Source organism: Nocardioides sp. GCM10028917 (assembly GCF_042666175.1).
In the GTDB taxonomy this organism is placed as follows: Bacteria; Actinomycetota; Actinomycetes; order Propionibacteriales; family Nocardioidaceae; genus Nocardioides.
This window is the reverse complement of sequence record NZ_JBHTFL010000006.1, coordinates 202,047-213,421: the sequence shown is the minus strand read 5'-3', so window position 1 is coordinate 213,421 and position 11,375 is coordinate 202,047. Positions and strand designations below refer to the sequence as shown.

General features: G+C 70.5%; 8 protein-coding genes. 7 read left to right on the top strand and 1 reads right to left on the bottom strand.

Annotated features, from left to right (window positions below; translation table 11 throughout):
• The 4 genes from ptsP (at position 1) to ACFQW6_RS08650 (ending at position 5,679) form a co-directional block, all read left to right on the top strand.
• Positions 1-1,692: a phosphoenolpyruvate--protein phosphotransferase gene (gene ptsP, locus ACFQW6_RS08665; RefSeq protein ID WP_378543278.1), complete on the top strand. Its 1,692-nt coding sequence runs from the start codon at positions 1-3 to the stop codon at positions 1,690-1,692.
• A 29-nt stretch (positions 1,693-1,721) separates the two neighbouring features.
• Positions 1,722-3,458 carry an alcohol dehydrogenase catalytic domain-containing protein gene (locus ACFQW6_RS08660; RefSeq protein ID WP_378543276.1) on the top strand — a complete coding sequence of 579 codons (1,737 nt, stop codon included), beginning with the start codon at positions 1,722-1,724 and terminating at the stop codon, positions 3,456-3,458.
• 125 nt (positions 3,459-3,583) lie between these two features.
• Positions 3,584-5,092: a PTS mannitol transporter subunit IICB gene (locus ACFQW6_RS08655; RefSeq protein ID WP_378543274.1), complete on the top strand. Its 1,509-nt coding sequence runs from the start codon at positions 3,584-3,586 to the stop codon at positions 5,090-5,092.
• A gap of 152 nt (positions 5,093-5,244) precedes the next feature.
• Positions 5,245-5,679, top strand: a complete 435-nt coding sequence (locus ACFQW6_RS08650) for a PTS sugar transporter subunit IIA (RefSeq protein ID WP_378543272.1) — start codon at positions 5,245-5,247, stop codon at positions 5,677-5,679.
• 28 nt (positions 5,680-5,707) lie between these two features.
• On the opposite strand, the gene ACFQW6_RS08645 is transcribed toward ACFQW6_RS08650, so the two are convergent.
• Positions 5,708-7,837 carry a molybdopterin-dependent oxidoreductase gene (locus ACFQW6_RS08645; protein WP_378543270.1) on the bottom strand — a complete coding sequence of 710 codons (2,130 nt, stop codon included), beginning with the start codon at positions 7,835-7,837 and terminating at the stop codon, positions 5,708-5,710.
• A 209-nt stretch (positions 7,838-8,046) separates the two neighbouring features.
• Between ACFQW6_RS08645 and ACFQW6_RS08640 the strand changes: the two genes are divergently transcribed.
• From ACFQW6_RS08640 to ACFQW6_RS08630, 3 genes are all read left to right on the top strand, one after another.
• Positions 8,047-8,313 carry a DUF6458 family protein gene (locus tag ACFQW6_RS08640; protein WP_378543268.1) on the top strand — a complete coding sequence of 89 codons (267 nt, stop codon included), beginning with the start codon at positions 8,047-8,049 and terminating at the stop codon, positions 8,311-8,313.
• A 220-nt stretch (positions 8,314-8,533) separates the two neighbouring features.
• Positions 8,534-8,809 carry a 30S ribosomal protein S15 gene (gene rpsO / locus ACFQW6_RS08635; protein WP_056906479.1) on the top strand — a complete coding sequence of 92 codons (276 nt, stop codon included), beginning with the start codon at positions 8,534-8,536 and terminating at the stop codon, positions 8,807-8,809.
• Positions 8,810-9,082: 273 nt separating this feature from the next.
• On the top strand, positions 9,083-11,320 hold the full coding sequence (locus ACFQW6_RS08630; protein WP_378543266.1) for a polyribonucleotide nucleotidyltransferase: 2,238 nt from the start codon (positions 9,083-9,085) through the stop codon (positions 11,318-11,320).
• Positions 11,321-11,375: the final 55 nt, after the last annotated feature.

Below are 11,375 nucleotides of genomic sequence, written 5' to 3'. Positions count from 1 at the left end.
ATGACCACATCCGCCGACTCAGCCGCGACCACGCTCAGCGGGACCCCGGTCGTCCCGGGAGTCGCCGCCGGACCCGCCCTCCACGTGCGAGGGGAGGTGTCGCCCGACGCCATCGCCCGCTACGGCGACGGTGACTTCCCCGATGCCGACGCCGCCCTGGTGGCGTACGACGACGCGGTGGCCGCGGTCGCCGAGACCTTCACCACCAAGGCGGCCTCCGCCCAGGGTGCGGCGGCCGAGGTGCTCACCGCCAGCGCCGGACTGGCCCGCGACAAGGGCCTGCGCTCGGGTGTCGCCAAGAACCTGCAGGCCGGGCAGGGGCCCGTCGCCGCGGTTCAGGGCGCGGTCGAGCAGTTCGTCACGATCTTCACCACCATGGGCGGCCTGATGGCTGAGCGGGTCACCGACCTGCGCGACATCGAGCGGCGCGTGGTCGCCCACCTCGTGGGTGAGCCCGCCCCCGGCGTGCCGACCCCGAGCGAGCCGTCGATCCTGGTGGCCGAGGACCTGGCCCCGAGCGACACGTCCGGCCTCGACCCCCAGCTGGTCACGGCCCTGGTGACCGAGCGCGGGGGTGCCACCAGCCACACGGCGATCATCGCCCGCCAGCTCGGCATCCCGTGCGTGGTCGGCGCGGCCGGCATCATGGATGTCCCGGCCGGCGCCTTCCTCGTCGTCGACGGCGAGACCGGCACCATCGAGCAGGGCGCGGATCCCGCGGAGGCCCGCGTGCGGGTCGAGGAGAGCCGTCGCCTCCGCGAGGAGCTCGCCAGCTGGAGCGGCCCGGCCTCGACGTCCGACGGGATGCCGGTGAAGCTGCTCGCCAACGTCGCCGACGGTGCCTCCGCGGAGTCCGCGGGAGCCGAGCCCGTCGGAGGAGTGGGGCTGTTCCGCACCGAGCTGTGCTTCCTCGACCAGAAGGAGGAGCCGAGCGTCGAGGAGCAGGCGGAGATCTACAGCGCGGTCCTCGCGCCCTACGCCGACGGCCGCTACGTCGTCGTACGCACCCTCGACGCCGGCTCCGACAAGCCGATCGCGTTCGCGACCCACGAGGGTGAGGAGAACCCCGCCCTCGGTGTCCGCGGTCTGCGGCTCAGCTTCGGCAACCCCGGCCTGATGGACCGCCAGCTCGACGGCATCGCCGCTGCGGCCGAGAAGACCGGCACCGAGACCTGGGTGATGGCGCCCATGGTCGCCACGGTCGCCGAGGCGGCCGACTTCGCCGCCAAGGTCCGCGCCCGCGGGCTCAAGGCCGGCGTGATGGTCGAGATCCCCAGCGCTGCGCTGCTCGCGCACCGGATGCTCGAGGTCGTCGACTTCCTCTCGATCGGCACCAACGACCTCACCCAGTACGCCATGGCCGCCGACCGGATGGCCACCGACCTCGCGCACCTCACCGACCCCTGGCAGCCGGCCGTGCTCCAGCTGATCGCGATCACGGCCCATGCCGGCACCGAGGCGGGCAAGCCCGTCGGCGTCTGCGGCGAGGCCGCGGCCGACCCGCTGCTCGCCACGGCGCTGATCGGGATGGGCATCACGTCCCTGTCGATGGCCGCCCGGGCCGTCCGCCCCGTCGGTGCCCAGCTCTCCCGCGTCTCCTTCGAGACGTGCGAGGCCGCGGCCGAGGCCGCCCTCGGCGCACCCGACCCGATGGCCGGGCGCGCCGCGGTGCGCGAGCTCCTCGGCCACTGAAAGCCCATCCAGCTCACAACGGAGGAAGCATGACGTCAGCGTACGACCGTTACCGCGCGGCCGATCTCGACCTGCCGGAAGGCGCCTGGGCCTGGAACGTGTACGGCGCGGGCCAGGAGAACATGGGCAAGGACGACCAGCCCGAGCTGCTTCCCGTCCCCGAGCCCGATGCCGACCACATGCTGGTCCGCATCGACAGCGTGGGACTCTGCTTCTCCGACGTGAAGATCCTCCGCGCCGGCGGCAGCCACCCGAAGCTGTACAACCGGGACCTGTCCAAGGAGCCCACCCGCCTGGGGCACGAGGTGAGCCTCACCGTCATCGAGGTCGGGGACAACCTCGCAGACCGCTATCACGCCGGCCAGAGGCTGGCCGTGCAGCCCGACATCTACCAGGACGGCAAGAGCACGGCCTACGGCTACACCATCCCCGGCGGACTGATCCAGTACCACCTGATGGGTTCGGAGATGCTCGACACCGACGACGGTGCCTGCCTGCTGCCGCTCCCCGACACGATGGGGTACGCCGAGGCCTCCACGCTGGAGCCCTGGGGTTGCGTGATGGCCGCCTACACCCAGCGTCGCCGGCTGGAGCCCAGGACCGGCGGCACCATGTGGATCGTCGGCCGGCCCGGGGACGAGCGGGACTACCTCTTCTCCTCAGGACTGGACGCTCCGGCCACCATCGTGCTGACCGACGTGCCGGCCTCGGTGGCGGAGCTCGTGGAGCGCACCTCGGCCGACACCGTCGTGCGCAACGGCATCACCACCGATGACTACCAGGCGCTGGTGGACGAGCTGACCGACGGCGCCGGCTTCGACGACATCGTCATGCTCGATCCTCGTTCCGCCTCGACGGTGGGTGCCGTGGCACGGCACATCGCCCGGCGGGGCACCCTCAACATGGTGGGCGAGACCGCCCTGGACGGCCTGGTGGACACCGACGTGGGTCGCCTGCACTACGACTACACCGCCTACCTCGGCGGCCGCGGACCGGACATCGCCGCCTCCTACGGGGAGGCGCGCAACCGCTGCGACCTGCGTCCGCAGGGCACGACGGTCTTCGTCGGTGCCGGCGGCCCCATGGGGCTGATGCACGTGCAGCGGGCCATCCAGCAGCCCGACGGCCCCCGCACGATCGTCGCCACCGAGGTGAGCGACGAACGCCTGAAGAGCCTCGAGGACCGTCTGGGCCACCTCGCGGAGAGCAACGACTGCGAGCTGCTCACCTTCAACTCCCAGACTGCGGACCAGTCCCTCCACGACTTCGTCATGGGCATCACCGACAACCAGGGGGCCGACGACGTCGTGGTCAGTGTCCCCATCTCCGCCGTGATGGCCGAGGCCGACACCCTCATGAACTCCGACGGCATGCTGGTCTTCTTCGCCGGTGTTCCCAACGGGACGCTCGCGCCGCTGAACCTGAGCGCGGTGTACCTGGACAACGCCCAGTACACCGGGACGTCGGGGCTGACCATCCACGACCAGCAGCAGGTGGTGGACCTGGCCGACAAGGGTGAGCTCTCCCCGGGATCCATCGTGGGCGCCGTCGGCGGCATGCGGGCTGCCAAGGACGGTCTCCAGGCACTGGTCGACGGACGGTACTCAGGGAAGGTGCTGATCTTTCCCCAGATCCACGACCTCCCCCTCCTGGGGCTCGACGAGCTGAAGGAGAGGCTGCCGGACGTCGCCGCGAAGCTGGGACCCGGCGACACGTGGAACGGCGAGGCGGAGAAGGCGCTCTTCGACAGTCAGCTGAGCAGTTGACGCAGTAAAGCCACACGGTCGGGCACAAATCGTGCCCGAATGCTTGGCAACGTGCCCGAACGTGAGGTTTAATCGCAGCATCATGTGATGGGGGTCACCCCCGCGTTCGACTGGAGGACATCAGCATGGCCACAACATTCACGGCCCCCACCGGCTCCGGTGCCCGGGTGCGCGTGCAGAAGTTCGGCACCTTCCTCTCCAACATGATCATGCCCAACATCCCGGCACTGATCGCGTGGGGACTGCTCACCGCCCTGGTCATCGACGTCGGCTGGCTGCCGAACGCCGACCTCGCCACGATGGTCGGCCCGATCATCCACTACGCCCTGCCGATCCTCATCGCCGCGACGGGCGGCCGCATGGTCCACGGTGACCGCGGTGCCGTGGTCGGTGGCTTCGCGGTGATGGGCGCGATCGCCGGCTCCGACCTGCTCGTGGCGAACTTCAACGCCGACCTGCCCGCGGGCGACGCTCCGCTCGGCCAGGTGCACATGTTCATCGGCGCGATGATCCTCGGCCCCCTCACCGCCTACATCATGAAGCGGCTCGACGCCCTCTGGGACGGCAAGGTCAAGGCCGGCTTCGAGATGCTCGTCAACATGTTCTCGGCCGGCATCCTGGCGTTCGTGATGGCGATCGTCGGGTTCTGGGTCGTCGCTCCCGTGGTCAACGAGGTCATGGAGGTCCTGGGCAACGCGGTCGAGTGGCTGGTGGACAACAGCCTGCTGCCGCTGACCTCGATCGTCATCGAGCCCGCGAAGGTCTTCTTCCTCAACAACGCCATCAACCACGGCGTCCTGACCCCGCTGGGTCTCACCGAGGCCGCGGACACCGGCAAGTCGGTGCTGTTCCTGCTCGAGGCGAACCCCGGGCCGGGCCTCGGCCTCCTGCTCGCCTACTCGTTCTTCGGCCGCGGTGTGCCGAAGGCGACCGCCCCCGGGGCGGCGATCATCCAGTTCTTCGGCGGCATCCACGAGATCTACTTCCCCTACGTGCTGATGAAGCCGCGACTGATCCTCGCCATGATCGCCGGCGGCATGACCGGTGTCGCGATCAACGTGGCGTTCGACGTGGGCCTCCGGGCGCCCGCGGCCCCCGGCTCGATCTTCGCCGTGTACGCACAGACGGCCAGGGGTGACTACTTCGGCGTCACCCTAGGCGTCTTCGGCGCCGCAGCCGTCACGCTCGTCGTGGCGTCGCTGCTGCTGAAGATGGACAAGTCCGACGACGAGGGCGACCTGACCGCCGCGACCGCCCAGATGGAGGCCAACAAGGGCAAGAAGTCGTCGGTGGCCGGTGCCCTGACGGGTGGTGTGGCCACGGCCACCGCCACCGCCACCCGCGAGATCCGCAACATCGTCTTCGCGTGCGACGCGGGGATGGGGTCCTCGGCCATGGGTGCCTCGGTGCTCCGCAAGAAGATCCAGAACGCCGGACACCCCGAGGTGACGGTCGTCAACAAGGCGATCTCCAGCCTCGAGGACAGCTACGACCTCGTGGTCAGCCACCAGGACCTCACCGAGCGGGCACGCCAGAGGACACCGTCCGCCGAGCACATCTCGGTCGACAACTTCATGGCCAGTCCACGCTACGACGAGATCGTGGAGATGATCCGCGACAACAACCGAACGTGACCCCCGCCCGGTCGAGCCCGGCCCTCCCGTGGGGCCTGGCTCGACCGTCGGCGACCACCCTCCGCCGCGAGCGTGTGGTCTGATGATTTCCACCCATGATCTTCAGCCTTGATCTCCAGCAAACCCGACACTGCGAGGAAGAGAGACGCCACATGAGCGACGTACTGAGCAGGGAGGCCATCGTGCTCGGCGGCCAGGCCACGGACAGGGACGCAGCGATCACCGAGGCCGGCCGGCTGCTGGTCGCGAGCGGCGCGGTCGACGAGGCGTACGTCGACGCCATGCACGAGCGCGAGACCTCGGTCTCCACGTTCATGGGCAACGGGCTCGCCATCCCGCACGGCACCAACGAGGCGAAGGCGCTGATCCGCCACACCGCGATCTCGTTCGTCCGCTACGACCAGCCGATCGACTGGAAGGGCAGCCCGGCCCGCTACGTGGTCGGCATCGCGGGTGCCGGCGACGACCACCTGACCGTGCTGCAGGCCCTCGCCGGCGCGTTCACCGACGACGCCAGCATCGCCGCCCTCGACGCGGCGCAGACCCCCGACGACGTCCTCGCCGTCCTGGGCGACGTCAGCGCCTGAGTCGTCGAGCGACCCGGCGGGGCCGCGGTCAGACCGCGGTGACGGCGACGGGTACGCCGTTGAGCGCGGCGTTGCCCGACACGTCGAGCAGGTCGGGGTCGGTCAGGTCGTTGACGGAGACGCCCGGCACCTCGCGGCTGCGTGACATCAGGACGCCGTCGCCCGCGTGCCCGTAGCCGTGGGGCAGCGACACCACACCCGGCATCAGGTCGTCCGACGCGGCCACCTCGACCTCCACCGACCCGACCCGCGAGGTGACGCGCACGCGCGAGCCGTCCTCGATGGCGCGCTGCGCCAGGTCGCCGGGGTTCATCAGCAGCTGGTGGCGCGGCCGGCCGCGCGTGAGCCGCTCGGAGTTGTGCATCCAGGAGTTGCAGTCGCGCTGGTGGCGGCGACCGATGAGGACCAGCTCGTCGCGTGCGGGGGCCGGGACGCTCGCGAGCCGGGCCACGTCCTGCACCACGAGGGCGGGCGCGAGGTCGACCCGCTTGCTGCGAGCCGGCAACCGGTCGGGGAGCTGGCCGCCGCGGAGCGGACCGAGGTCGACGCCGGCCGGTCGCCGGCGGAGCTTGGTCAGGGTGACGCCGCTCGACCCGCGGCGGAGCAGCTGCCCGACGAGGAAGGTGGGGGTCGCGGTCAGCCGAGCCCGTTGCACGAGTCGCTTCTTGAGCGGGGCCTTGCGGTCCAGGCGCGCGGCCGTGCGCAGGGTGATCTCGCGGAAGACCTGCCAGTCGTGGCGCTGGTCAGGCTCCTTCTCGAACACCGCCGGTGTGAAGCGGGCCGTGTTGCGCACGGCCAGCAGGTGGAAGACCAGGTCGTAGTGGTCGCGCTCGAGAGCCGTGGTGGGCGGCAGGATCACGTCGGCGTGCCGGGTGGTCTCGTTGACGTAGATGTCCACCGCGACCATGAAGTCGAGCCCGCGCAGCGCGCGGTCGAGCCGGGCGCCGTCGGGCGTCGACAGCACCGGGTTGCCCGCGACGGTGAGCAGGGCCCGCACCTGCCCCTCGCCGGGCGTCTCGATCTCCTCGCGCAGCGCCGCCACGGGCAGCTCGCCGGCGGTCTCCGGCAGCCCGCGGACCCGCGAGCGCCAGGCGTCGTGGTGCCCGCGGCCGATCAGCCCGGTGCCCACCGCGTCGATCGCCGGCGTCGTGAACATCGCGCCGCCGGGGCGGTCGAGGTTCCCGGTCAGCACGTTGAGGCAGGTGACCGCCCACTGGCACACGGTGCCCCACGGGCCGGCGGACACACCGATCCGGCTGTAGACGACACCGGAGTCCGCCGCCGCGAGCTCGCGGGCGAGGCGGCGGACCTCGTCGGCCGGCAACCCGCTGACCGCCTCGGCGCGCTCGGGGGTGAACCCGGCGACGAGCTCGATCACCGTGTCGAGCCCGTCGACGTACGACGCCACGGTGGGCAGGTCGTCGGGTGCGACCTCGGCGGTGAGGACGTGCAGCATCGCGAGCAGCACCCACGCATCGGTGCCGGGTCGGACGAAGTGGTGCTCGTCGGCCACCTTGGCGGTCTCGGTGCGGCGCGGGTCGAGGACGATCATCCTGCCGCCGCGCGCCCGGAGGTCGCGGAGCCGCTGCGGGAAGTCGGGCACCGTCATCAGCGAGCCGTTGGAGGCCATCGGGTTGCCGCCGACCACCAGGAACCACGACGTGCGGTCGATGTCGGGGATCGGCAGGAAGAGCTGGTGGCCGAAGACGAGGTGCGCCACGAGCTGGTGGGGGAGCTGGTCGACCGAGGTGGCGGAGTAGCGGTTCCTCGTCCGGAACGACTTGAACATCGCGGTGCCGTGCGTCATCGACCCCAGGCTGTGGGCGTTGGGGTTGCCCAGGTAGACGCCGAGCGCGTCGTCGCCGTGCTCGTTGATCACCCGCGCGAGGTTGTCGGCGACCAGGTCGAACGCCTCGTCCCAGCCGATCTCCTGCCACCGGGCGTCGGTGCCCTCGCCGACGCGACGGACCGGGCGCCGCAACCGGTCGGGATCGGCGTACACGTCGGCGATCGCCACCCCCTTCGGGCAGACGTGCCCTCGGGACAGGGGATCGGCCGGGTTGCCGCGCACGCCGAGGACGTCGCGACCCTCGATCGTCAGCTCGAGGCCGCAGATCGCCTCGCAGAGGTTGCAGACACCGATCCTGCGCTCGCTCATGCACGTACTCGCTTCGCTCGGTGCGCGCATGAGGCACATGTCGCGCTGTGTCTGATGATGAGCTCGCTGCGCTCGCCCATGTGTGGATCGTCGCACGCCGCACCTCCCACAGGGGGATGACAGCGGACCGGTCGCGCGCCAGACTCTCCCGAGCCCGGGCCGGGCCACACGGTCGCCGGGCAGCATCCACCAACAGAACGGAGCACGTCATGGGTTTCGGAGGGCCGATCGGCCTGATCGTCGTGGGACTGATCCTCGCGCTGGCGTTCAACCAGCAGCAGGTGGGTCCCCTCGAGGTCACCACCCTGGGATGGATCCTGGTCCTCGCCGGGGCGCTGTGGCTGGTGCTCACGCTGATCCAGCAGAACACCAAGCGGCAGCACACCACGACCGCCACCACCACCGATGCGCAGGGCCGTCAGGCGTCGACGCAGCGGACCACCGAGTCCGACCCGCCGCCCCCGCCGGCCGTCTGAGCCGACTGAGCCGCTCGCGGTCCACGCGAGCAGGAGCCCCCGCCGGGACACGGCGGGGGCTCCTGCGTCGTCGGGGCGTGGATTGGGGGAGCCGAGCCGCTCGTTGGTACGCTCGACCGGTTGCCCGGGAGGGCGACACGCCGTCACGACGGCCGCGGAACCAGAGTGCCCCGGTGAACAGGCCCGGGCGCGCCGCGCAACGAGAACCGAAGGAGCCCCCATGTCGATTGGTACCGACGCGGAGACCAAGAAGAAGATCATCGCCGAGTACGCCCTGACCGAGGGCGACACCGGTTCCCCCGAGGTCCAGATCGCGCTGCTCAGCCACCGCATCTCCCACCTCACCGAGCACCTCAAGACCCACAAGCACGACCACCACAGCCGTCGTGGCCTGCTGCTCCTGGTCGGCCAGCGCCGCCGCCTGCTCAACTACCTGCAGAAGACGGAGATCGAGCGCTACCGCTCCATCGTGGAGCGCCTCGGCCTCCGCCGCTGACGTGTTGGAGCGGCTCCCCGCCACGGGGAGCCGCTCCTCTCACATCCGGGCCGCGCCGCGCTAGGGTCGACCCGGCACAACTGAAACAACACCCAACAGGAGCGACCCGCCTCGTCGCCCGGTCCTCGGTAGTGGCCTTCAGATCCCCGCCCTCGGGCGCGTCGATCTGCGGGCCTCGATCGAAGACCGGCCCCGCGGGACCTTCGATGGTCCACCACATGAGGGGTGGACGCCGCGGATCGCTCCGCGAAGAGAAAGCAGGATCCTGCTTCCATGAGTGAACCCATCATCTCCGCTGTCGAGACCGTCCTCGACAACGGCAAGTTCGGCAAGCGCACGGTCAAGTTCGAGACCGGTCTGCTCGCCCGTCAGGCCGCCGGCTCCGTCACGGCCTACCTCGACGACGAGACCATGCTGCTCTCGGCGACCACCGCGGGCAAGACGCCCAAGGACCACTTCGACTTCTTCCCGCTCACGATCGACGTCGAGGAGCGGATGTACGCCGTGGGCCAGATCCCCGGCTCCTTCTTCCGCTCCGAGGGGCGCCCGGGCGAGGACGCGATCCTCACCTGCCGCCTGATCGACCGCCCGCTGCGCCCGACCTTCAAGAAGGGCCTGCGCAACGAGGTCCAGGTCGTCATCACCGTCATGGCGCTCGACCCCGACATGCCCTACGACGTGCTGGCCATCAACGCCGCGTCGCTGTCGACGCAGCTCTCCGGCCTGCCGTTCTCCGGCCCCGTCGGTGGCGTCCGCGTGGCCCTGATCGACGGCCAGTGGGTCGCGTTCCCCAGCCACTCGCAGCTCGAGTCGGCCGTCTTCGACATGGTCGTCGCCGGTCGTGTCACCGAGTCCGGTGACGTCGCCATCATGATGGTCGAGGCCGAGGCGCCCGAGGACACCATCGCCCTCGTGCAGGGCGGCGCCCAGGCGCCGACCGAGGAGGTCGTGGCCGGTGGCCTCGACGCCGCCAAGCCCTTCATCAAGCAGCTCGTCGAGGCGCAGGCCCAGCTGGCCGCCGAGGCCGCCAAGCCGGTCCAGGACTTCCCCGTCTTCCTCGACTACGAGGACGACGTGTACGCCGCCGTCGAGGCCGCTGCGAAGGACGACACCGCCGCCGCGATGACCATCGCCGACAAGCAGGAGCGCGAGCTCCGGGTCGACGAGATCAAGGCGTCGCTGATCGAGAAGCTCTCCGGTCAGTTCGAGGGTCGCGAGAAGGAGATCGGCGCGGCGTTCCGCTCGCTCAACAAGGCGCTGGTCCGCCAGCGCGTGCTGCGCGACAAGATCCGCATCGACGGCCGCGGCCTGGCCGACATCCGGCCGCTGCACTCCGAGGTCAACGTGATCCCGCGCGTCCACGGCTCGGCGCTGTTCGAGCGTGGCGAGACCCAGATCCTGGGCGTCACCACCCTCAACATGCTCAAGCTCGAGCAGCAGCTCGACACGCTGTCGCCGGAGAAGCACCGCCGCTACATGCACAAGTACGTCTTCCCGCCGTTCTCCACCGGTGAGACCGGTCGCGTGGGCTCGCCCAAGCGCCGCGAGGTCGGCCACGGCGCCCTGGCGCGCCGCGCGATCCTGCCCGTGCTGCCCTCGCGCGAGGAGTTCCCCTACGCCATCCGCCAGCTCTCCGAGGCCATGGGCTCCAACGGCTCCACCTCGATGGGCTCGGTCTGCGCCTCGACCCTGTCGCTGCTGCAGGCCGGTGTGCCGCTGAAGGCCTCTGTCGCCGGCATCGCGATGGGCCTCATCTCCGACGAGGTCGACGGTGAGACCCAGTACGTCGCGCTGACCGACATCCTCGGGGCCGAGGACGCGTTCGGTGACATGGACTTCAAGGTCGCCGGCACCCGCGAGTTCGTCACGGCCCTCCAACTCGACACCAAGCTCGACGGCATCCCCGCCGAGGTGCTGGCCTCCGCCCTCAACCAGGCACGCGACGCACGCCTGGCGATCCTCGACGTGATGGCCGAGGCCATCGACGCCCCGGAGGAGATGTCGGTGCACGCGCCGCGCATCATCACCGTCCGGGTGCCCGTCGACAAGATCGGCGAGGTGATCGGTCCCAAGGGCAAGGTCATCAACCAGATCCAGGACGACACGGGCGCGACGCTGTCCATCGAGGACGACGGCACGGTCTACATCGGGGCGACCAACGGCGAGGCCGCCGAGGCCGCGAAGGCCGCGGTCAACGCGATCGCCAACCCGACGATGCCCGAGGTGGGCGAGCGCTACCTCGGCACCGTGGTCAAGACGACCAACTTCGGTGCCTTCGTCTCACTGATGCCCGGCAAGGACGGCCTGCTCCACATCAGCAAGCTCCGTGCCCTGGCCGGTGGCAAGCGCGTGGAGGCCGTCGAGGACGTGCTGTCGGTGGGCCAGAAGGTCCAGGTGTCGATCGCCGAGATCGACGACCGCGGCAAGCTCTCGCTGGTCCCCGTCGTCGACGAGGCCGAGGGCGACTCCGAGGAGTCGACCGACGCCCCCGAGGCCATCGTCGCCGAGTGACCTGACGCTCCTGCTCCACCCACGACCGGTCGGCCGTCTGGCCGGCCGGTCGTGG

Bases quoted from the DNA above. Each gene is read 5' to 3' on its own strand.
- ptsP (WP_378543278.1), top strand. From the start codon at position 1: ATGACCACATCCGCCGACTCAGCCGCGACCACGCTCAGCGGGACCCCG.
- ACFQW6_RS08660 (WP_378543276.1), top strand. From the start codon at position 1,722: ATGACGTCAGCGTACGACCGTTACCGCGCGGCCGATCTCGACCTGCCG.
- ACFQW6_RS08655 (WP_378543274.1), top strand. From the start codon at position 3,584: ATGGCCACAACATTCACGGCCCCCACCGGCTCCGGTGCCCGGGTGCGC.
- ACFQW6_RS08650 (WP_378543272.1), top strand. From the start codon at position 5,245: ATGAGCGACGTACTGAGCAGGGAGGCCATCGTGCTCGGCGGCCAGGCC.
- ACFQW6_RS08645 (WP_378543270.1), bottom strand. From the start codon at position 7,837: ATGAGCGAGCGCAGGATCGGTGTCTGCAACCTCTGCGAGGCGATCTGC.
- ACFQW6_RS08640 (WP_378543268.1), top strand. From the start codon at position 8,047: ATGGGTTTCGGAGGGCCGATCGGCCTGATCGTCGTGGGACTGATCCTC.
- rpsO (WP_056906479.1), top strand. From the start codon at position 8,534: ATGTCGATTGGTACCGACGCGGAGACCAAGAAGAAGATCATCGCCGAG.
- ACFQW6_RS08630 (WP_378543266.1), top strand. From the start codon at position 9,083: ATGAGTGAACCCATCATCTCCGCTGTCGAGACCGTCCTCGACAACGGC.